Origin of the sequence: Dickeya sp. MK7 (assembly GCF_000406305.1) — a bacterium.
In the GTDB taxonomy this organism is placed as follows: domain Bacteria; phylum Pseudomonadota; class Gammaproteobacteria; order Enterobacterales; family Enterobacteriaceae; genus Dickeya; species Dickeya fangzhongdai.
Window position 1 is genome coordinate 2,640,412 of sequence record NZ_CM001984.1, and the last position, 22,172, is coordinate 2,662,583.

Sequence of the window (22,172 nt, forward strand, 5' to 3'; positions counted from 1 at the left end):
CTGCATGTAAAATTCAATGCCATGAAAGCATTGAAAAATATGTTGATTTATTGAATGTGTTAAAACGACTTTATTAAATGAGTTAAAACGACAAACCTACCCGGTAACCCACCACCATAGTGTCGGGTTGTAACCATGCCGGGTAGGAGATCGGCCACCCCACCGTTACCTGCTGGCTCAGCCAGCGGCTGGCGACGGTCACGCCGACTGCGCCGCCCCATAATGAGGCCGCCGTCGAATCATCCTGTTTATGGTTGTAGAGATGACCGCCGTCGACCGCCGCCATGAAGGTGACGTTGCCCAGCACCGGCAGTTGCCATGCCTGCCAGTTCAGCTCGTTACGCCAGTAGGCGCCCCGGTTGCCGGAGGTGTACTGCTCGCGAAATCCGCGCACGGAGGATTCCCCGCCCAGCGTCAGTTGTTCGCTGCCGTAAAGCGCGCGGGCCGCGTACTGGCCGTACAGGCTGCCGAGGTAGGTGATGCTGTCGGTAACGGGGTAGTAATAGCTGGCCGACAGCGTCCACTTATTGAACTCGGCTCGCGGTTCGTCCGCGCTTTTATCGGTGTCGGTTTCCGCGCCAAGCCAGCGCACGCCGCGGTTGTAAGTCGGGTTGAAGGTCGCCAGCCCGCCCCACAGTTTCTGACTGTGATTGACGCCCAGCGACACGCTGCTCAGCTTACGGCTGCTGGACGGCAATAGCGTTCCGTTAAGATAGTTATTGCCGGTGCGCTGGCTGAGCGTGCCGGCAATGGCGGTTTTCATGGTGCCGTTGCGGAACACTACGCGGGAGAGCGATAGCCGATGGGTATCGCTGTCGCCGGTGGAATGCCAGGGAAAATCGCGGCTGATAAACGTATTGCGATAACGGCTTTGGGAGTAGCTATAACCCAGGTTCCAGTAGCCATACGGCATGGAAAAACCGGCCTGCAGGCTTTCGGCATCATGGCTGGTGGCAAAGCGGCTGCTGTGACCGGCGCTGATAAACCACTGATCGGCCACGCCGAACAGATTATCCAGCGCCAGGCTGCCGTTGAGCTGCTGTTCGCCGGTGCTTTTTTGGCCGCTGTTATCGAAGGTGAGCCCGCCGGTGAACGGCAGGTGAGCCTCACGGGTCAGGTTTACCACCGAATACCCCGGCTGGCTGCCCGGCAGAATCTCGATCGTGACCTGCTGGGACGGCATGCGGTTCATCTGCTCCATGCCCTGTTCGATATCGCGCAGGTTCAGGATCTCCCCTTCCCGCGCAGGAAACGCGGTGTGGGTCATCCGTTCCGTCTGGTTATTGATGGTGATCTTTTCCAGCCGCCCTTCCAGGATCTCCAGTTGCAGCACGCCGCCCGACAGATCCTGTTCGCTCAGAAACGCCCGGCTGGTGATGTAGCCGCGCTGGATATACCAGTTGCTGACGTCGTGCACCAGTTGGTTGATCTGCTCAAGGTTGTTACAGCGATTAAGGTAGCCGGCGGTCAGCGCCGCCTGGTCGCGCGGGCCCAGCAAGGTACTGTGATTGAAGCGGATCTCGCGCAGGGTAAAACAGGGGCCTTGCGACGCGTTGTCCGCTTTCAGCGGCGCCTGCACGATATTGTTCAATTGTTGCAACGCTTCCCGCTGCTGGCGGGATTGCTCAATCACTTCCGACTGGCGTTGCTGGGTTTCGTTTCGCTCCGCTGGATCCAACAGAGCGGAAAACGCAGAGGCGGTGTAACCAATGAGGGAAAAACAGACGATCAGGCCAGTTTTCCTGCTACTGACAAACATCATGCACGTCCATGTAATAGAAACAGATGGTAAAAATTGCCGAAATAATAATGCGCATTTCTTTCAAAAACAATACAAATATTTACAATTCAGCTGACAGTAAAGTCGACGACATTTAAAAACAATTTATTGATTTTAAATGAATAATTTAATTTTCTATAAAAAGAAAACCTAAAAAGAATTGCTGGCGTCACGAGGTATGGCGAAAGGAAATGTAAACATACGGAAACTGAATTTTCATCGGATGTAACAGTTGCTCGCTTTTTAAGCAATACATTGTGTGAGATCTCTCCGCCACGCCTCATTTGCAGAACTGATTATTTCGGGTCGCAGCACCAGACGGAGAAAAAATGATGACGAACCAACTCAAGATTGTCAGACCGGTTAATCCCACGGAAACACAGCAGAATTTACCCTATTTTGTCGGTATTTCCCGCGATACCGTCGGCGCTAAGCACATCTCCATGAATATCGTGGTGATTCCCGCCGGTGCGGAAGCGGAACCGCACTACCACGTTGATTACGAAACCGCGATCTATCTGCTGAAGGGGCGGGTCGAAACACGTTACGGCACTGATTTATCGCAGACCTGCCTCCATCTGGCCGGCGAGTTTCTCTATATTCCGCCCGGCGTGCCCCACCAGCCTCGCAACCTGAGCGATGAGGAAGACGCTATCGCGATTGTGGCGCGCAACGACGCCAATGAACGGGAAAACGTGCGTTTGTACCGGGTGGTGGATGACAACGCATAAGGCCGGGTCAAGGCACGCTACATGACAATAGCCGCCGGGCGGCTATCTGCGTTTCGGCCTGCGTTTCGGCGCGCGGTCCGTTTGTCAGCAAGCCCCGGTTTCCACAAAGAAAAAGAGACAGGCTTCCCCGTCTCTGTTTTCTTTTCCGCTTTATCGGACAACCGAGGCGTATCAGGCGTGGGCCAGCTTACCCAGCGCCAGATTGGCGATCTTGTCGCCGACTACCGCGGCGTCGATACCCAGCGACGCACCGCCCGCACCGCGCAGGTTCAGGTTGGTATTGCCGGTATCGCCCGCCACGGCGCTTTTGATCATGCCCAGCGCCTGACGGAATTTGTCCATGCTGGCGCCGGTCATGCCGTCATCATCCGGTTTGCTCAGCGCTTTGGCCCAGGACTTGTCGTCAGTTTTCGCTGAACTCCAGCCATCTTTCTGATACTGCGGCTTACCAAAAATTTCCGGATACTGATCCATAAACTGACCGATCTCTTTAGCCAGGCCACGATCTTCTTTATCCACGAAATGACGGTTGTTGCCGTCGACATGGGTGCTGACATTGCTCAGCGAGTTCAGCGCCGCGTTCTGACCCACACCCATACCAATGGCGTTGCCCAGCTGATTGAACGATCCGGCGCCGCTCAGCCCCTGCAAACCGCCGGCGCCCAGCGTCAGCGGCGAAGAACCGCCCATCGCCTGACCCAGGCCGTTGCCCAGAATCGACGACAGTGCGTTGCCAACGCCGCTGCCGAACGCATCCATATTGCCCTGGGTCATCTGGCTGCCATTCAGCAGCGAGTTAGCTAGTTGGTTGCTCTGGTTAGTCAGCTTGGTCACGGTGTCGTGGCCCAGCAAGTCGTCCAGCGCTTTATCAAACATTTTTGACAAGGCATCGCTGTCGGATTTCGGCGGCGACAGCAGGTTGCTCGCACCCTGTGCGCCACTGCCGAACGACTGGCCCAGTTGATTACCCGCACCAAGCCCCTTCGAACCAGCACCCAGCCCCTGTGTCAGCGCGCCGGCAAACATCATCGACGTCAGCGCGGAAGTCAGCTTATCGATGGTGCTACTGAGTTTGTCTACGCTGGAACCCAGGGATGATGTCGCGGCGTTAAGCCCCTTCAGCCCCTGAGCGCCCAGGCCCAGGCCGGAGACGCCCAAATCACCGCCGATGTGCGCTTTGATCGTAATTTGCATAATTTCGTTTCCTCATTCATGTCAGGTGTTCGCAAAAGTATCTGCAACGGATGCCCGCTCCGATCCCGATGCGGGCATCATGATGGATACTTGTTACTGAGTGACGCCAGCGGCGAAACGGTTCCCCGCTGGCGCCGGTTTACCGTAAAAAACCGCGTGTCACCCCAACGGCCGGGCAATGCCGACGCCGGTTTGCGGGCGTACCGCTCGCTCCGCCGAAACCGGCGGCAGCGTCAGCCCCGCCAGCTCAAACAGGCGTTCAATGAGTTGCGGATAGGTATCAGGCGTCGGCGGCAGCGGCCACCAAAGAATCAGCACGTCGCTGCCGTTCAGGCACAGGTGGCAACCATCGCACTCCGCCGCCTGCTGATGACGACGGCCGAGCATGTTGCACAACATGCCGGGATACTGTTGCCCCGGCTGAATCTGCAGCATCAGTTCGCGGCCGGTATCACCGTACTGAAACACCAGATCGACGCCGGATTGCGGCGACCAGCGCGCCGCCTGATGCCGGTTCATCGCCGTCATAAACGTCGTAACGCTTTCAAAAACCGTGATGTTGTCGGTCATGGCACACTCACCCGGGTAAAATCGACGGCGCCGGGGCGCATGTCCGTCTGCCACCAGATCACCATCTGCCGGTTATCCGGTTCGGGACGGCAACTGACCGAATCGCAGGCGCCAAGCGGCGCCCGGGCGGCACAAGCGCTGAGCAGCAGCGAACCGCACAGCACCAGCAAGAGTTGATAACGCATGGCTTTTCTCCCTAAAGGCTATGGTGGTAAATCGTCAGGGTTTAATCAGTGACGCGCGCGATGGCTGCGCGTTTTTGGCCGGCAACAGCGCCAGATACACCTCGGTGGATTCGCCGGGCGCCAGCGTGGTTTTCGGCCAGGCGGCTACCGCCAGCGTGCGGCTGCCGGCACAGTTGGCTTCATCAAAACGCTGGGGGCGAGTGCCGGTGTTTTTCACCACGCCCACCGCCAGACTGAGGGTCAAATTGCTGTACCACTGATGGCGATTGCTCTGATAACTCAGCGACGGCGACGTGCGGCAGAACTCCGACAGGCGCGCCCCGCTGCTGTCGATGGTGAATCCGGCGGGCGTCTGGCCGCTGGCCAGATCGCGCATGGCGTTCTCAACCATGCCGAACAGATCGGTTTTGCTGTTGCGCTGCGCCACGCGCCCCATAGCGTCGTTGAGCTGGCGGCGGTTATCCGTCGACACAAATCGGGTGGGATCGTTCTGATCGCCAATCAGGTGCGGGGTAAGAATGAACAGCCGTTCGCGGCGGGATACTTCGTGCTGACGCGAGGTGAACAGTTTACCGATCCAGGGAATATCGCCCAGCAGCGGTACGCGCTTATCACGATCGCCGCTCTCCTCCACGTGGAACCCGCCCAGCACCAGCGCCCGGTTTTCGCCAATCAGCGCCTGTGTGCTGACGGTGCCGCGCTTCACGCCGGAGGCGGTGCCTTCGGTATTGGTTTCCACCTGACCGTCTTCAATATCGATCACCAGCTGAATGCTGCTCAAGCTGCCGTGGCCGACCACGCGCGGCGTTACCTGCAGGCTGGTGCCGGCCGTCACCGGTTGTACGTTAGCCACCCGCTCGCCGGTGGCGGTGATAAAGGCGGTGCGGCTAAAATCGATCACCGCCGGCTGGTTTTCCAGCGTCAGCACCGACGGATTGGCGACAATCGACGCGGTGCCTTCGCCTTCCAGCGCCTGAATATCGGCGAAGAAACGCTTGAAATCGCTGACAAACAGCGTGCTGGAGCCGGACATCATGCTGGCGCCGCCGGTGACCGCGCCCAGTTTGCCCTGCCAGTTGGCCTCCAGCCTTGAAAGCGCGGTGCGATCGACATCCAGGATGATCGCGTCGATGTTGACCAGATTTTGCGGCACGTCGATCTTGTCGATCAGTTGCTGGTATTCGTCCCGGCGCTTTTCGTCGTCGCGGATCAACAGCGCGTTGTTACGCACATCCGCCGATACCTTGCCGTTAAGTTGATCCTTGCGCCGGGCCGTTGCGCCGGCGCCACCGCTGCTGCGGCTAGCCAGCCGAGCCAGCATGGCGCGGGCATTGACCTCAATCGCCTGACTGGCATCCTGCCCGCCGCCGCTGGCGGCCGCCATCGCACCGTCGTTGCCCATACCACTGGCGGCGGCCGACGCGCCGGCAGGCGTGTTGCGGCTGCCATCCATCAGTTCATTGAGAATGGTCGCCACGCCGGGGATCACCAGACGCTGGTCGCGATACTGAATGGTACGATCCGACACCGAGGCATAACGCAGCGGGAAGATCATCACCTTGCGACGATCTTCTTTGGTTTCACGCTGCTGGCTGAAGTTGCGGATCAGGTTGACGTACTCCGCCGGGCCGGTGACCAGCACCACGCCCTCTTCCGGCAGTTCCCCCCAGCCGAAACGCGCATCCAGCAAACCAATGCCGGTCAGCGCCTGCTTCATGTCCGGCGCGGCATCCTGCGACACCTCAATGCGCACCGACGTCTGTTCATCCTGCGGGCTGACGTACAACACGTTGTTGTAGACGAACCACTGAAAACGGTGCTCCAGCGCCAGCCGATCCAGAAACGCCACCGCGTTGTCGGCGCGGATTTTAGCCTCTACGTTGATATCCTGAATGTTGCCCAACACCAGATCGACGCCGTGGCTGTTGGCGAAATCCTGCAATACCGCCGACAGCGGCGTCTGTTCGGCGGAATAGGCATACGCGCCTTTGCTCCAGTCAGACGGCGTCGCCGCATGGGCGATGGGCAACATCCCCATCAGCACCAGCGACCAGCAGAACAGGCGGTAGAGGTTGAACAATAGTGCATACAGCGCGTTACGCATGCTGATCTCCTTGCAAAAAAGCCAGTGTTTTCAGATTCAGCGACGGCGGCGATGCCGGTCTGGCAAGCGGCGCCAACAGGCTCTGCCAGACATCCCGCTGATTAACCAGCGCTTCCAGTGAGCGACACAGCCGAATCGGGTCATCCGGCTCGCGTCGCATCAGTAACCATAATTGCTCGTCGGCGGCGGACCAGCAGAGCGCGGCGGCATCCATGCCCAGTCGCAACACGGCGGCTGACGAGTAGCGCAGCGCCTTGTGCAACAGCCGGTCATCCACCTTGACCGACAGCGTGACGACGGCGGAACAGCCCACCCCATCGTGATAACGGGTCAACACCACCGGGCTGCCGTCAATGTGCAGCATCAACTGGCCCGCGGCGCTGTTGAGCCAGCGTTCGATGACCCCGATCAACTCAGTTGAAGTCATTGATGATGGCCTTCGCCAGACCGTGCTTGACGCTCAGCATCTGCCCGGCGGCCCAGTTGGCGTTCGAATAGTCCATGCTGGCTTCATAAAAGGCATAGGTATCCGCCGCGCTGACCTCCCCCTCCGAGACGGTCATCGCCATCTCGTCGAGCCGGGACTGCGCATCGACAAACGCGCCGTCCAGCCGGCGCTGAATAGGTGAAGATGAAGACATGGTTGCTACTCCCGTTGATTAAGCTGGTATGGTTGGCCTGCAGTTGTGTGGCCGGGGAGTAACGGCGGTTCCATCGGGTGAGGGAAAGATGAATGGAAATCGGTTTGTGGAGGACGATTGCGGTTAGATCAAGGTAACGGGAGAGAGTGAAAAAACCACACCTGCCCCCGTCAATTAACGCTTAATTCGGCAACACGGGCAATTGATCAAGGTGGTTACGTCTGAATATATCACCCCCTTTTTCACGAAGCGTGTTGATCCATAAATCCGCCATCCAGGTGCCAATGCCAAAAAATTGCACCGCAGTTTCCCGCATCAGGCGATGCTCGTTGGCAATAGTGGTCGGCATCAGCGCGCTGTCATCCGTATTAATGCACACTGCCAGCGGGCCGGAGCGCAATCCATAGCGGTTAAACTTCTCTCCCGGTTTTAACCAGTCCGGCTGTGGCGGGTTCCAACGAAACAGCGGGTGTTCATGATAGTACTCAAAGCGCCCGATATAGATATTTGAGGTCGGACAGGCTTCAATAACGAGACCAAGCCGACTGTATTTCTCCATCAGAAAATCCTGTATCGCTTCATACAGTCGAAGCTCTCCCGCAGAAACCCAATCTTCTTTGTAGCTAAGGGTAATCGCAAAATGTTCGCTTTCTTGCGGTAAACAGTTCACCGAAATGGTGTGATTTATCCTGTCACGCTCGCGTTCAGGCAAACCACTATCCAGATAGCGACGTTGCCAAAGCGACACCACGTTTGCATTGTCCTCACTGGTTGAGGATGGCGCCATCAGCCGCTGGGCATCCGGCACCCACTCGTGGAGATTCGCGCCTTCGCTTTGCATCGCCTGATAGTCCGGCCAATTGCGACGCAGCAACCAGGCATCATACAGTTGGTTCGGTGTGTAGGTGTCGCCAAACATCCACTGTGACCAGTGGTGGATTTTATCGCGCAATTCATGCATGACCGGAATATGTTCTACCGTATGCCGGGAGAGTTGCACCGCCTGATGGTAGGCCCACACCAGATTGTCCAGATGCTGACCGGCGGTGAGCCAGGCGCGTCGTTGACGCTGTGCCCAGTGCTGCACATTCACCCCCAGCGCCAACCCGTGACCGATACGATCGCCTTCCCGCAACTGGCAGAATTCCACCGCTTCATCCATCGCCCGCAATCCACTGAGCAGGTGGCTGTAATCTTCACCCGCATGCACAGTAATGAACGGGCGCGTCAAACGTTGGGAAAACGGTATCCCTGCTGATTGTCTGGCGGCGCGCAGCACCCGCAGTGCCGGTGCAAACACCTCTATGGGCAGCGCATTTTCGTTGCCCGCTACATCATAGCCACGTACCAGTTGCCGCACATCAATCGTGCGTGGAGGTCTGGTGATCTCCGGTTGATACTGTGTTGCCTGTAATGTGTTCGAGACGGAGAAATCCTCCAGCGCCCGTACCTGCTTAAGCAACTGCGCCCGAAACGTGGTTAGCCGTTTGTCATATCGGCTGGCAGCGGTTTTCTTTGGGAAACCACGAGTGAAATGCACCACCAGATGCGCTTGCCCCGGCACATGCCAGCGCGCATGCTGGTCAAAAAAGTCGGTTAACTTGTGGTGATAGATATTGGGTTTGCGCTCATTACCAATCACTTCCCCCGGCGACACGCGGTATTCCCGCGAAACCGACGGGCCTAAATCATAACGAGGTACTTGCTGCCTGAAGAAATGTTTGTCCACCCGCCGCACATCAGCGCCGAAATACTCCACAAACTGCCCTAATCCTACAGCCGACACCACCATGTAGTTACGCAAGATCATACTGACCCGAATCAGGTTCGATAGCGCACTGTCGTAATCCGTCTTAGGCGCGCCCAGCAGCAGCCCTGTGCAAAACAGCAGCCAGCGCTGAGGACCGGCGTGATCCTGTTGCGTCGCGGCATATAACAGCTGCTGTTGGGCGCTGTCGGGTGGGTAAATACGGGCGGCATCGCGCAATGACCAGCGTTCGATTTCAGTGAGGGGCAATGTTTGCGCTCTGTTCAATATACCAAGGTCAATAGAGGTATCCATCTCTGTGCTTGTGGGATAAATGGCAGCCAATAAGCAAGCCACATAGGCCGACAACCAGCGAGGCAATTGCTGTTTATCCAGCTTTTCACTCTCCAGCAGGTGATACTCTTCCCGCTGTGGCCATGCGATATCAGGTTTTAGGCGTACCTCCCCCTCGACAAAGCTCAACATCGACAGCGAAGCATAACCGTGGCCGTTAAAGTGCACATGGTTATCAGCATAGTGGTTATCACTTTGTTCAGCAGGAAAGGCAAACGGGTTCTGCACGGTCAGTAACGCCACCAGTTCCCCTTCACCCAGCACCCGCTGGCGTACCAGTTGCACATAGGCCTGAGCAATAATCCAGGCCGGATCCAACACCGAGCACAACATGAGCCAGGCTTCCAGTCGCTCCCGCCGCACGTCGAAACCGTTGCCTTGCCAGAGCAAAAACTCGTCCGCCAGTTGCCCCAGTAGGGTAAAACTGCTCACTGTTGATGATGGCAATGCCCAGCTACGCAAATTGTGTTCGATGTCCTCATTACGTAGCCGCTCGCCAAAATAGAACTGGTAATCTTTTGCCGCTCGCGTCAATAAACGCTGCTCTTCCTGTTGATCAAAATCCGGCGCATTACGCTGCCCGATATGCTGCTGCAAATGGAAATAAAATAACCGGTCCGAAGCCAGACAGGCACAAGGGATTAACCAGCGCGGGTCCTGGGTGTACATGGGTTAATCCTCAGTTTTGCTATCTAATGCCTGACGCAATCCATTATAAAGTCGGGCTGTATATCCTTTTCCATCAATCCATTCTCGTGTCTTAGAATCGTCATTACGTAATTCATTGAGCCTATCAAACATTAATTTAGCGATATCGAATTGACTAATCGCCCATTCCTTGACTTCTCTCGTTTTAATTACTTTACTTCCCGTCTGATCAAAATAATCCTTCTTCAATTCATTTGCACTCATAGAGGAAAACCTCGATTCAGAAGTCATCTTGAACCATATATTTCCACTTACTCCACTACTATGTTGCAGACCGATACGGTAAAGTTGGGTGTCATATAATGTAAAAATAGGATGAACACTCATCGCATTGACCAATCTTAAAAAATCTTCATGCTTAAATTTATCTTCATCAATGGCATCCCATCCTTCAACAGGACATAATCCCTTCAAATTTCTAACCAATGTTCTGTCCCTACTAAGAAAGGTAGCATTATCCCTGACTGTTGCTGAACTAGCACTGACTGCCACATTGGTGTTGACGACTTCACCATCCCGCACAAATGATGCCAGTGCATTAATAAAGATATAACTGAAGCGCTTTGCCATATCTGACAGATATTCATCCCTGAAATCGTCTTTTCTTACATCAAAATTACCGCGTAAAATATGTAACTGAGTAAATACTTTATTAAATACGGCGGTGATGAGTGATATCAGGTTTCGCCCTGACAAATCGGACAATGTGTTTTGATATTGATTTACCCAGGAGTATATCTGTTTAACAAACTCATCTATTTCTTGCTGATTTTTTTCTTCTTTATCATCAACCAGATCATCACTCGACTCATTCTCATCAATCGATTTGGTTGGACTCATGGCAAAAACAGAATAGAAAGGAATGTTTTTAAAAACATTACCAATGATGGATTTAATATCACAAGATGATGAAGAAAGAGAAGGAGGCATATTATTAGTCACCGCCAACATTGACCATGCCAAAATTTCAAACGACCGACTAAAGAAAATATGATAGCGACGACCTTTCTGCTGGCTGTAATAATCACGGTGAGTATAGAGCGCGATAAAAATGCGGCCTTCCGACGTGTTATTGACTACATCGCTGGATACAAATAGCGGCTCTTTAATATATTCCAACGCAGGCATACTGCGAAGTACCGGCATGTTATCAGAAAACACGGCATCCAGAATTTTCTTGTTAAAATCATCACCACGATCACTTGTTTTTTTTAGTTCATTTATCCGTTCAACCTGCTGCGAGTAAAAATGCTTTTTCGCCCAATAATAGCGTTCTTTTTGTAGTAAAGGATTAAAGGCAATCAGTCCGGCTAACGAAAACGCCTCTGGCTGTTGTGCGGCACGGATATACAGATAAGACTCAGCGTTAGTCAACGCCGCCCCATCCTGTTTGGCTTCCGCCCAACCACTAAAATTACGCCATAGTGTTTCCTGGTTATCCTGCGATGATTTGAGCACACGCGGCGGCAGCAACCGCACCAATTGCGTCACTTCGCGGGCGTTGGCGGGTCGAGGCCAGTCCGCACTGCGTTCCAGCCCGTTACACAACGGATAAAAAATATCTTTAATAGCAGTGTCGTACTTGCTATAGGCTATTGGCTCAGCAGATTCTTTATCCTGAATGACCAACTGCGGCAATAACTGATCGATGGGTTGTAATGGCAAACGGGCGTGATGCGGAAACACTTTGGTGAGATACGCATCCGATAATCGTCCCGCGTCTTGTCGCCCTTCTTCCGCATTGCTGGCTTCTTTATTTTTGACTAACTCACCTTCAAATTGCATGGTCACCAGATGGCGATAGAGTTTGTCATCACCGCTTACCAGCGGCAGCACTAACGGGCAGGAAAGCAGGCAGCGGATATCGTCCAGCACCTCAAAGGCATTTTTGATTTTCATATCCACATCATCAATGGGCAGCACCAGCGCGTCGCAGCCCAGTAACTCGACACTGGCTATCAGGAACTGGTGAAAATACTGTTCAAGATGAATGCCGGAACGGTATTTTTGGATACGATCAATCCCACGTAATTCCTCCAGTTCCACTGGCTTGACCAGCGCGCCGGACAAGGCTTTCAACTGGTGATAAAAATCATCTTTCAGCGTTTGTGCAATATCCTGACTGTTTAATTTCTTTTCCACCGCTGCATATACCGATGCGATGATCACCTCAGAAAAACGCTCGTTTATATTGAGTAATGTCGGGTCAACCACTGGCATAAAATGCAAGCTAGGTTTCTTGTCCTGCTTGTCGGTTTCATGTTGCCAAATCGCTTTGGCATTTTTCAGAAACACCGTTTTCCCAGCGCCGCGTGCTCCACTGATAAAAACAGCGTGATGATAACTGCTCAGCTTCTGATGGGGTATTTTCTTGCCGTGTTGACATTGTTCTTTATAGCGATGGGCATCATTCCCCATCTTTTGGAGAAGAGCGACCAGCTTTCTGTTCGCCTGCTGTTGCCAAAGCTGGTTGCTGTCTGTTGTTTCTGACAGAAAGTCGTCCTGATATTCCGGTAAATCCAGATTAAGAATAATTTCGCCCACAACTAATCCCTTTAAAAATAATTAGTCACAAAAGCATGACGCTCTATTTGTAGCTGTTACAGGAAGGAGACAAACAGATAAGCAGGATTAATGAAAATATCAAGCAGGAAAGTAAAACAGGCCGCTATCCCCGATAGCGGCCTGTGGTCTGTGGATTAAACCGAAGGAAGATTAAAACGTGGTCTTGCCATACTGATAGCGGTAAAAACGGCGGTACTCCGGTTTCTGCGGGTTATCCGTCGACAGCGTTTTCTGCAGCGATTTACCGCCGATCAGGCCGGTGATGCCGTAGGACAGCAGGCTGGTCTGCTTGTCCAGCAGGCTGATCAGATCGGTTTTCGCGCCGGCGGCGAGCTGGTCGAGATAGCCGTTTTCAATCTGGCTCAGCAGGCGGGCCGATTGCTCCCAGTTGGGGTCGAACGACACCAGCTGTTGCAGAAACGCAATCGGCGCCACGCCTTTGCCCTGATACAGCGCGGAGATTTCATCCTCTTTGCTGACCGGCGCAGAATGGCGGAAACCGGCCATCACCAGTTTGGCGCGTTTAGCCGGGCCGGCCTGTTTGCCCATCTGCTCGGTGATGAAGCGATACCAGCGGGAATCGAAGGCAAAGCTGGAGCGGGCATCGTAACGCGCGCTGTACACCAGCGTGTCGAACACTTCCCGCCCGCCAAACCATTTGGTTTCCAGTTCGGCCAGAATCTGAGCAAGAGTTTTATCTTTGAGAATCGCATTAAACGCGTTGGTGTCCTTGTCGGAATCCTGCTGCCCCTGCACCGGGTCCACCACCACCAGCCGGATGGTTTTCGCATTGGCCCACACGCCGGCCGCCTGATTCTGCACCGCCAGATGGTACAGCTCGGCCAGAAACTCGGTTAAACCGACCGCCGCGCCGCGGCTATGCCCGCCGACCACCAGTTGGTACTCTTTCAGCGTTTTCAGGTAATCCACCAGCGGGAACAGGCTGTCCAGCGTCACCACGCCGGCACGGTCGTCATAACCGTTGACCTGATCGTAGAGCACGCCCACCTTTTCACTCATATCCACAAAACTGCCGCCCCAGCCGGCGCGTTTTGCCAGCGCCTGGGTTTTTGTCAGCATCGCGGCGGTGCCTATGCCGTCAATGGCGACCACGGCGCTAAAGCCGCTGATTTCAACGTTGGCGAGAAAATCCTGTTTGGTGGTGCCGGTGCCGCAGAACCAGATTAGTACCTTTTCCATATGTAACCTCTTGGTTTTAAATCGATTAAGATCAGTGGTGTCTTCGTCAGGCAATGTAGCGGAGGCGCAGGCCGGCATGCTGCGTCAGAACAACGCGAATTCAGGCCGTAACAACGGCGAACCTGCCCGGACAAACACGCCAGAGAACCAGAGAGAGGCCGGGAACGCTCGCGCCCGGATAAGCGGAATGAAGTCTATTGTCGACGGCATTAGAGCCTGCGACGCCGCGTCCATTGCGATAACGATTCATTACAGCGCCGGCCTTCCATCACAGCCTTTCAGCTGACCGGCGGCGCTGAACACGTGCAGACTACAGGATGATGCCCGTCGGTTAACGGCGCGGAGGTTGTGTGGTCGACCGGCGGGAAAATACGGCCGAAAAAGGAGGAGTGGTGAGTCACGCGAGAGGGAAAAAACGCAGCACAGGCCGGGTCATGCCGGCGATAGAAAAACCGGGCGGACCTGCGCCAGCGCAATGCGGCGGCGCATCAACCGTCTTACATTGCCGGACGGCGTGCCGGACAATCAGGAGCAATCCCCGTGAAAACCTATCTTGAAAATGACGAACTGAATGAAAAATACCCGGTGTACCCGTTTGCGTTGCGATCGCAGGATGGGAACGCGACCCTGACCGGTCAGATCAACTATCCGGAGACACCGGCGGGCGTGTATCCGCTGGTGATGCTGGCGCCCGGCAGCGGCATGCACGACCGTCACTATCTGATTGGCGACAGCGGCACCCAGGCGGATTTTGTCTTTAGCTGTCTGACGCAGGATTTTCTGGCCGCCGGGCTGGCGGTGCTACGGTTTGACTGCCGCGGCGTCAAAGGCAACCTGCGCGACAACACGCTGGATAGCCCGGAATACCTGTTCAACCGCGAACTGGCTTACCGGCAGATGTTTATCGACGCCACCGTCCGCCAGACGGTGACCCCGCAAAGCCAGTATGAAGACCTGTATACGTTGTACCGGTATGCCAGCGAACTGCCGCATATTGACCGTCACAATCTTATCCTGCTCGGTCACTCCGAAGGCGCCATCAACATCGGGCGCATGGTGGCGCGTTATCCGGTCGCCGCCAAAGCCCTGATGCTGGTGTCACCGGGTTTTTCGTCCATGAAACACGTGCTGGAATGGCAGCTTATCCACCGCACCATCGCCTGGCTCAAGGCGATCCCACACACCGGCGACCGGCTCACGCTGGAGGATCTGAAAAACGGATTCGGCCGCAGTCCGCTGGCTTTTTTACAACCCATCAGCAGCCTGTTGCCCTACAAGGGATACTGGGATGAAGCAGACTTCGACAGCATGACCGCCAGGCTGCAGGCCAGTTTCAATACGCAGCGCGACATGGTTTTAAGCCACGACGATCGGGAGCCCTGGCCGGCCGACGCGCCGTTCACCCAGTCATCCTACGCCTGGTGGAAACAGTGGTATCAGAATGAGCAGCCGGAAATTGAGCAGTTGGTACGGTGTCAAAGCCGGGTGGTCTGCTATTTCGGCATGATGGATACCCAGTTGAACGCCGCCGCCGAAGCGGCATGGTTCGAGGGTGTAAAACACCGCTTTCCGCATATCGATATCACCCTGCTGCCGGATGTCGGGCATACCCTCGGCCTGCATGGTCTGCTGGGGCCGATGACGGAATCGTGCGCCGAACTGCTGGTGCGGACGGCGCACGATATCGTGACGGCGCGCTAAACGCCGGCGTTTAACGACAGCGCAGTCTCTCAAGCAGCGCATGGTCAGGATACCCATCCGCCGGCAACCCTTCCTGCTGCTGATAGGCGCGGATCGCCCGCGTCGTGGCACGGCCAATGTTGCCGTCGATAGCACCCTGATAAAGCTGCTTTTCCTGCAGCAGAATTTGCAGCGCCTCGCGCTCTTTACGGGTTAACGGCGTCTCCTGACGCGGCCAGGGCTTGAGCACCGGCGTCTCGCGCTGGTAGTTATCCGCCAGCAAGCCGACGGTCAGCGCATAGGAAATGTCATTGTTATAACGAAGAATGGCGCGGAAATTCGCCGTCACCAGAAACGCCGGGCCATTCTTCCCGACCGGCAGCAATATCGAGGCTTGCTCCGAAGACAGCGCGGCCAGATCTCCGGGCACCGCGGTTTTCACCCCGAGCGCCTGCCAGTCGGCAACGCTTTTCTGGTTATCCAGACCGGAAAGGGAATAGTCAAAACCGGCGGGCAGCGTCACTTCAAATCCCCAGGGGACGCCCGCTTTCCATTTGGCCTGCTGCATATAGTTCGCCACCGACGCCAGCGTGTCCGGGAATGAGGTCCAGATATCGGGGTGATGATCGCCATCAAAATCCACGGCGTATTGCAGGTAAGAAGTCGGTATAAACTGCGGCATCCCCATCGCCCCGGCCCAGGACCCTTTTATCTGCTGCGGCCGCGCATCGCCGTTTTGAATCATGCGTAATGCAGCGATTAAATTCTGCCGGTTAAACGCCCGACGATAATTGTAGTAATCCAGCGTAGCCAGCGAGCGAATGACCGCTTTATCACCGGTATTGGCGCCATAATGGCTTTCAATGGAGAGAAACGCGAACAACAGCGGCGGTTCAACCTGATAACGCTGCTCGATACGAGCCGCCGCCCCAGCGTATTGCTTAAGCAGTGTTTTCCCCTGCGCAATGTTCTCCGGCGTCACCCGTTGTTCAATATAGGTCCACACCGGCGTGACCAGCTCAGGCTGTTTTTGCGTGGCCGCCACCACGTCGCTGTCCGGCGTCAAACCAGCAAACGCGTTATCAAAGGTGCCGGCTGTAATGCCCTGAGAAAGGACCTCCTGACGCAGCACGGCTTTCCACTGTTCAAAACTTTCGTCTGGCGTCGGCAACCCCGCTGGCGTGTCAGTGACGCCGTGCGATTTCAGCAAGCCCTCAATATCCCGGCATTCACGTGAGGGGTAATGGGTGTGGGCGCATGAACTCAGCACCCCGGTACCGATCAGCAACACCATCACCTTTGCCATCGACATCATTGCTGATGCCTGTGTTCTGTTATTGACCATTTGACTATTCCATAAGAGATATACCCGTCATACCGTAACTTGGATTATTTAGGGTATGGAAACAGGCCAAAAGCAGGTCCGTAACATCATCGGCCCGATCAGGGTTGCCGGAACATCGTCGTCGGACGCCGCCGGAATCGTGCAACATCTCTGACAGTAATAGTGCAGCAACCGGCGGGAATATACAGACCACCGCTGACATAAGTGTCACTGACAGAGTTTATCCGTAGTATTCCCTCTGTTTTCGTAACGGCGTATTGCGGCCTTGTCTCCTGCTCTCCAGCTCTCGCCGTCGCACTCAGTTTAACGATAGCACCTCCGCCTGCGGCAACAGCTGTTCGACCGCCCGTTGCCAGCTCAGGGTCATGACGCCCTGCGCGGTGATCAATTTCAGGGTATCCTGCGCCAGCGCGTCGTCATGGCTCAGTTTCCAGCCCAGATGGCTGTGTTCGCTCAGCCAGGCGGCGACATCGGCCTGACGGTCGGGGTGACAGTACAGCGTGCCGCGCCCTTCTCCGCCCTGCGTGCGCAGCAGTTGACGCAACAGCGCCGGGTAGCGTTCAGCGTCGGGCACCGCTTTGAGAATTTGGGTCATCGCGTCGCTCAGCAACTGACCGCACCGCGCCAGCAGCCAGTTTTCCATCTGCTCGCGTTCCTGCTGCCAGCCGCGCAGTATCTCATCCGCCTGCTGCCAGAATTGCTGTTCCGCCTGACCGGTAGCGATGGCGATCGCCTCGTGCGCCTGCTGGCGCGCCTCGTCCAGCAGCGCATCCGCCTGTTGCCGCGCTTCGGCCATCACCGCCAGCCCGCGCTGATGCTGCTGCAATTGTTCAACCCGGATCAGTTCTGCTTCCTGCACATCCGTGCCGGCCACCAGTTTTAAACACCGCCTGGTCAACATACTCTCCCTCCCTGATGTCGATGATGCTTACGATTGATAATTTACCTTCAATATAGTTTAGTTGGTAAATTATTTTATACTAAACCGCCCTCATGCGCCGCCGGGTTGCCATCCGCCGCTTTCCAGATGATGGCATCGCACAGGCTGGCGATACGGCTGGCGGGCAACGCCTCGCCCAGCGGCCGACCGGCGCCGTCGCGCCAGTCGCGCGGGTACAACAGCTGCAGCCGCGACCAACAGGCCGGCGGGAAACGACAGCGCAGAACAATCAGCGCATCACGCTCCCGGTGCTGGTCAAACGCCAGCGACGGCGGCAGCCACAGGCCGGGGCGTAGCGCTTTCGCCAGTCGCCGGCACCAGACGGCCAGCGTCTCCGGCAGGTCGCCCGGCGTTTCGCGGCATACCGCCGCCATCAGTTGCAACACCTGACGCCGCCGCCCCACCTCCAGTTGCCCGAGTTGCAGCAACGTGCTCTCCGGCGCAGGGGGAAACGCCTCGACCACACCGAGACAACGGCGCATCGTGGCATGGTGCACTGGCGCCAGCGCCATCTCGCTCTCGCTGAAAACCGTCGCGTCCCGCCAGCTGGGGTCCGCCTGCCGCAGGCAGTCATAGCACCACCATCGGCTCCAGCGCAGGGCGTCGTTGTCATCGGCTACGCTTATCATGCTTAAGCCCCTGCGTCCGGTTGCGCCGATTTCCTGCGCGCCTGCTGTTGTTCCCACCAGGGCTTGCCGAAACGCCAGCCCAGCACGCCGGCCAGCCCCAGCGCCAACAACCCGGCCAGCCATTGCAGCTGCGTCATGGTCTGCGGCGTCAACTGAAACGGCCCCAGCGACACGGTTGGAATATGATCTTTGTACGGTTCCGCCGGAACAAACACGATGGCCAGATCTTTATCGCTCTTGCCGGCCAGTCCCGGAATACTGCTGGCCACCATGCGGCGGATACGCGGTTCGATACTGTCCGGCTCCAGCTCCGGCCGGTATTTGATGAATACCGCGGCGGACGCCGGTTGAATGGGTTCCCCCGGTGCAATACGCTCAGGCAGCACGACATGAACCCGAGCCACCAGCACGCCGTCAATTTGCGTGAGTGTGGATTCCACTTCCTGAGACAAGGCATAAATGTAACGGGCGCGTTCTTCCAACGGCGTCGAGATCACACCGGTTTTCTGAAACACCTGGCCCAGATTGGTACGGGCCTGACGGGGCAATCCCGCGGCGTTGAGAATATTGACCGCCCGTTCCATGTCTTTGACATCAATCAGAATACTGACGCCGGCTTTCTCCGTGCGCTTTTCCGCCCCGATGTGATATCCCCCCAGCGCGGCGATCACTTCGTTGGCATCGTTTTCGGAAAGACCGCGATGGAGTTCCACGCGATCGCCGCAGCCAGCGATCAGCAACGCCAGCAGCAGGGTCAGGAATCGGTGCAGGACGGATTTACTCATCATGGTGCCATTATTGTGAGTTGTTCATGATTCGATCATGATTGGATTAGTCACGATGGCGTTGACTAATCACGACAGTGTTAACTCATCACGATCGTGTTGATTACAGGTTTGATCCTGGCTATTGCAGGTTGGTCAGTTTTTCCAGGCTCTGGACGCTTTTAGCCACCACTTTGGCATTGAGCAAACTTTCCAGATAAAACGAGGACAGCGTCCGGGTGGCATCCATCACATCCTTTGGGTTATTGCTGTTGATGCTTTTGCCTACCTGACGTTCTGCTTTCTGCAACAGGTTTTCCAGGTTATCGGATTTCTCCGCCAGCGCGCCCAGCCAGGCCTTGTTGTCCGCTGTCGGCGTTGCCGGCGCGGCGGGTTCCATCGCGGCGCTAAACCAGGTCACATCCGATTGCGCAGGAATATCAACGCTGCGCGGCTCACCGTCACCGATCAGTCCCTGAAGCTCATTGACGCGGGTGATTTTCATCATGAATCCGTTCCTCTTTGATGGATGTTAATGTGACAAAAAACCGGGGGAACTTCCCCCCGGTAGTCGACTACCTACACAACATCAGAACTGGATGGCTTTTGCCGCTTTCTGCCCGGAGTTCATGGCTTTGGTGGCGGAGTCCATCTGACCGTCGGTGATTGAGCTGATAGCATCGGTTTTCATTTTTTGCGCCTGGGCGGCCGTGGTCATCGCCGTGGTAGAAGCCATGGTTTTGTCCAGAGTCTGCATGCCTGCCAATGCTGCTGCGTTAGAAAGTCCCATCATGATAGATATCTCCAGTTAACAGTTGATTGATAAAGTGATTTCGCTAATGAACTTTGCGACTTACACAGTCATCGTGTTCATAAGTTAAGTAGGAGATAGCGAGAGGTGGTTCCGAAAGATATTCACTTTTTTTCCCCTGGTGGTGATAACAGGATACAGCCGATAAATTACAGTCCGCGCGCCGCCACATTCAGCAGCTTGATGCGGTGATAGAGCGTGCGTTTAGGAATGCCCAGCTCATTAACCACCGTATCGATACAGTGGTCGTTGCGCTGCAACGCCTCCTGAATCAGGAACCGTTCAATACGGCGCAGGCGCACTTTCAGCGAGGTCAGCGGCGTATCCGCCCCCATTCCCTGCCCGTCGCCGTCAGCGGCTATCGGCACCGGCGACAGCCCCAGCACCCAGCGTTCGGCCGCTGCTTTCAGTTCACGAATGTTGCCGGGCCAGCCGTGCATCAGCAGTTGTTCCTGAATGATGGCCGACAGACCCGGCACCGGCCGTTTCAGCCGCGCCGACGCTTCGCGCAAAAAGCGCTGGAATAACGGCAAAATGACTTCCGTGCGCGAACGCAGCGTCGGCAGCTGGATTTTTACCGTATCCAGCCGGAAGTAGAGGTCGCGCCGAAAACGCCCTTCGTCCACCAGCTTCTGTAGCGGCGTCTGCGTGGCGACGATCACCCGCATATCCACCGGTTTGAACTGCGTGCTGCCCAACCGTTCGATGCCGCGGCTTTCCAGCACCCGTAACATTTTGGCCTGCAGCGTCAGCGGCATACTGTCGATCTCATCCAGAAACAGAATGCCTTTGTCCGCGGTTTCAAGGTACCCGGCGCGGGACCGGCTGGCGCCGGTGTAAGCCCCGGACACCACCCCGAACAACTCGCTTTCCGCCAGCGTTTCCGGCACGGCGGCGCAGTTCACCGCCACCAACGGGCCGGCGCAACCGGAAAGCTGATGAATACGGCGCGCCAGCGTGTCTTTGCCGGTGCCGGTTTCACCTTCCAGTACGATATCAACGTTAAGGGGCGCAATAGTGTGGATGAGAGAAGATAGCGATCCATGTATATCTTCCGACGGATGCGTTAACGAGGACTCATGGGAGACACAATGAAGTGACTGCACGGATTCATTGCTATTCCTTATCGTCATGACAACTCCTGTACCTTTTTCTGTATTCCATTATCAAACTGTCGAATCTATCCCGTTCCAGACTGTCTCCCGCCGCAACATCGCCATCAGTAGCTGTCATTGCATCATTACGGGATACACCCTAATCCTGAACGCTGGCACGGTTTTAAGTTCCAATAGCCCCATTGTCGTCCTGACAATTCCTTAACACTTAACAATCGATAACCTGCGAGTATTAACAAATTATTCATGGTGTGTGTAAGCATTACCGCCAACGGCAAAACAAACCATCAGCCAACCGCTGAAGTTGTGGTAGGAATTTCAGAGCGAAAAGTAGGAATAATCTGACCCCGGAGACAATGACGCTGGCGGCGTTCCGGGCACTGAAGGCGTGGTTCCCCCCTTCGTCATGGCATTGTCTTACAGCAAGGTCATCAGCGAAGGGAGGACAATAGGTTACTGTCAGGCGATTAAACGCTGGCTCAATGCATATTTCACAATGTCCGCGTTGGTGGTGAACTGCATTTTTTCCATTAACCGCGATTTATGGGTGCTGACGGTTTTGTTGCTGATGGCCAGCGTTTCGGCGATGGCGTTAACCCCCTGTCCCTGAGCCAGCATCACCATGATCTGATGCTCCCGCGAGGTCAGCAGTTCATGGCGCCCGTCGCCGCGGGTCTGGCAATCCGCAAACACAATCTGCTCGGCGATACTGTGGTCGATATAGCGCGCGCCCTGCGCCACCCGACGAATAGCCGACAGCAGCGCTTCCGGGTCTTTGTCTTTGGTGATATAGCCGAGCGCCCCGCTTTTCAGTACCCGCCGGGCGATCTGCGGTTCGCTGTACATGCTCAACACCAGAATCGGCAGACGCGGATACTGCGCCACAATGCGGATAATCAGTTCTTCGCCGCAAATGCCCGGCATGCTCATGTCCAGCAGCAGTAAATCGATCTGGCTCTCCCGCAGTTGCGCCAGCACCTGCGACCCGGTCCCCGCTTCCGCCACCACTTCCAGATTCTCGTCTAATGCAAAGATCTGCTTTAATCCTTCACGCATAATTACGTGATCGTCAGCGATCATCAGCTTTATGAGTCTATCCATTCGCGTTT

At 55.7% G+C, this 22,172-nt stretch carries 20 protein-coding genes; 2 read left to right on the top strand and 18 right to left on the bottom strand.

What is annotated here, in order from left to right:
- Positions 1 to 82: 82 nt before the first annotated feature.
- Entirely contained in the window at positions 83 to 1,759 is a 1,677-nt protein-coding gene (locus DXXMK7_RS11475) for a ShlB/FhaC/HecB family hemolysin secretion/activation protein (RefSeq protein ID WP_038920989.1), read from the bottom strand.
- Between the two features lie 350 nt (positions 1,760 to 2,109).
- Here DXXMK7_RS11475 and DXXMK7_RS11480 point away from each other — a divergent pair, with 350 nt between their 5' ends.
- Positions 2,110 to 2,511, top strand: a complete 402-nt coding sequence (locus DXXMK7_RS11480) for a cupin domain-containing protein (RefSeq protein ID WP_082202657.1) — start codon at positions 2,110 to 2,112, stop codon at positions 2,509 to 2,511.
- A gap of 171 nt (positions 2,512 to 2,682) precedes the next feature.
- Here DXXMK7_RS11480 and hrpN read toward each other — a convergent pair whose 3' ends face one another.
- The 9 genes from hrpN to DXXMK7_RS11525 all read right to left on the bottom strand — a co-directional run bounded on the left by hrpN (position 2,683) and on the right by DXXMK7_RS11525 (position 13,779).
- Positions 2,683 to 3,705 (bottom strand): harpin HrpN, encoded by a 1,023-nt coding sequence (gene hrpN, locus DXXMK7_RS11485; protein ID WP_038919198.1) that lies wholly within the window; start codon positions 3,703 to 3,705, stop codon positions 2,683 to 2,685.
- Positions 3,706 to 3,864: 159 nt separating this feature from the next.
- The gene (gene hrpV / locus DXXMK7_RS11490) at positions 3,865 to 4,275 is read right to left on the bottom strand and encodes an HrpV family type III secretion system protein (RefSeq protein WP_038919199.1); all 411 of its coding nucleotides are present in this window, start codon (positions 4,273 to 4,275) and stop codon (positions 3,865 to 3,867) included.
- Positions 4,272 to 4,460 (bottom strand): HrpT family type III secretion system protein, encoded by a 189-nt coding sequence (hrpT, locus tag DXXMK7_RS11495; RefSeq protein ID WP_038919200.1) that lies wholly within the window; start codon positions 4,458 to 4,460, stop codon positions 4,272 to 4,274. Before hrpT ends, hrpV begins: the two co-directional genes overlap by 4 nt.
- A gap of 34 nt (positions 4,461 to 4,494) precedes the next feature.
- Positions 4,495 to 6,564: a type III secretion system outer membrane ring subunit SctC gene (gene sctC / locus DXXMK7_RS11500; RefSeq protein WP_038919201.1), complete on the bottom strand. Its 2,070-nt coding sequence runs from the start codon at positions 6,562 to 6,564 to the stop codon at positions 4,495 to 4,497.
- The gene (locus DXXMK7_RS11505; protein WP_038919202.1) at positions 6,557 to 6,991 is read right to left on the bottom strand and encodes a type III secretion system chaperone; all 435 of its coding nucleotides are present in this window, start codon (positions 6,989 to 6,991) and stop codon (positions 6,557 to 6,559) included. The genes sctC and DXXMK7_RS11505 overlap by 8 nt, the downstream gene beginning before the upstream one ends.
- A complete protein-coding gene (locus DXXMK7_RS11510; RefSeq protein ID WP_038919203.1) occupies positions 6,978 to 7,205 on the bottom strand; it encodes a type III secretion protein HrpF in 228 nt (75 codons plus the stop codon). Before DXXMK7_RS11510 ends, DXXMK7_RS11505 begins: the two co-directional genes overlap by 14 nt.
- Positions 7,206 to 7,386: 181 nt before the next feature.
- A complete protein-coding gene (rdrB, locus tag DXXMK7_RS11515; RefSeq protein WP_038919204.1) occupies positions 7,387 to 9,975 on the bottom strand; it encodes an antiviral RADAR system adenosine deaminase RdrB in 2,589 nt (862 codons plus the stop codon).
- Positions 9,976 to 9,978: 3 nt separating this feature from the next.
- A complete protein-coding gene (rdrA, locus tag DXXMK7_RS11520) occupies positions 9,979 to 12,558 on the bottom strand; it encodes an antiviral RADAR system adenosine triphosphatase RdrA (RefSeq protein ID WP_038919205.1) in 2,580 nt (859 codons plus the stop codon).
- Positions 12,559 to 12,729: 171 nt separating this feature from the next.
- Positions 12,730 to 13,779: a hypothetical protein gene (locus DXXMK7_RS11525; protein WP_038919206.1), complete on the bottom strand. Its 1,050-nt coding sequence runs from the start codon at positions 13,777 to 13,779 to the stop codon at positions 12,730 to 12,732.
- Between the two features lie 540 nt (positions 13,780 to 14,319).
- On the opposite strand from DXXMK7_RS11525, the gene DXXMK7_RS11530 reads away from it, so the two are divergent.
- Positions 14,320 to 15,480: an alpha/beta hydrolase gene (locus DXXMK7_RS11530; RefSeq protein ID WP_038919207.1), complete on the top strand. Its 1,161-nt coding sequence runs from the start codon at positions 14,320 to 14,322 to the stop codon at positions 15,478 to 15,480.
- Positions 15,481 to 15,490: 10 nt separating this feature from the next.
- On the opposite strand, the gene DXXMK7_RS11535 is transcribed toward DXXMK7_RS11530, so the two are convergent.
- The 8 genes from DXXMK7_RS11535 to DXXMK7_RS11570 all read right to left on the bottom strand — a co-directional run bounded on the left by DXXMK7_RS11535 (position 15,491) and on the right by DXXMK7_RS11570 (position 22,164).
- A complete protein-coding gene (locus DXXMK7_RS11535; RefSeq protein ID WP_038919208.1) occupies positions 15,491 to 16,804 on the bottom strand; it encodes a lytic murein transglycosylase in 1,314 nt (437 codons plus the stop codon).
- Positions 16,805 to 17,102: 298 nt separating this feature from the next.
- The gene (gene sctL, locus DXXMK7_RS11540) at positions 17,103 to 17,705 is read right to left on the bottom strand and encodes a type III secretion system stator protein SctL (RefSeq protein WP_038919210.1); all 603 of its coding nucleotides are present in this window, start codon (positions 17,703 to 17,705) and stop codon (positions 17,103 to 17,105) included.
- A gap of 74 nt (positions 17,706 to 17,779) precedes the next feature.
- Entirely contained in the window at positions 17,780 to 18,373 is a 594-nt protein-coding gene (locus DXXMK7_RS11545; protein ID WP_038919211.1) for a serine kinase, read from the bottom strand.
- A 2-nt stretch (positions 18,374 to 18,375) separates the two neighbouring features.
- On the bottom strand, positions 18,376 to 19,158 hold the full coding sequence (sctJ, locus tag DXXMK7_RS11550; RefSeq protein WP_038919212.1) for a type III secretion system inner membrane ring lipoprotein SctJ: 783 nt from the start codon (positions 19,156 to 19,158) through the stop codon (positions 18,376 to 18,378).
- 121 nt (positions 19,159 to 19,279) lie between these two features.
- Complete coding sequence (locus DXXMK7_RS11555; RefSeq protein WP_038658200.1) at positions 19,280 to 19,645, bottom strand: EscI/YscI/HrpB family type III secretion system inner rod protein; 366 nt, start codon at positions 19,643 to 19,645, stop codon at positions 19,280 to 19,282.
- Positions 19,646 to 19,726: 81 nt separating this feature from the next.
- A complete protein-coding gene (locus DXXMK7_RS11560; protein ID WP_033575736.1) occupies positions 19,727 to 19,933 on the bottom strand; it encodes a hypothetical protein in 207 nt (68 codons plus the stop codon).
- Between the two features lie 164 nt (positions 19,934 to 20,097).
- On the bottom strand, positions 20,098 to 21,081 hold the full coding sequence (locus tag DXXMK7_RS11565; protein ID WP_038919213.1) for a sigma 54-interacting transcriptional regulator: 984 nt from the start codon (positions 21,079 to 21,081) through the stop codon (positions 20,098 to 20,100).
- Positions 21,082 to 21,522: 441 nt separating this feature from the next.
- Positions 21,523 to 22,164: a response regulator transcription factor gene (locus DXXMK7_RS11570; RefSeq protein ID WP_038919214.1), complete on the bottom strand. Its 642-nt coding sequence runs from the start codon at positions 22,162 to 22,164 to the stop codon at positions 21,523 to 21,525.
- Between the last annotated feature and the right edge of the window lie 8 nt (positions 22,165 to 22,172).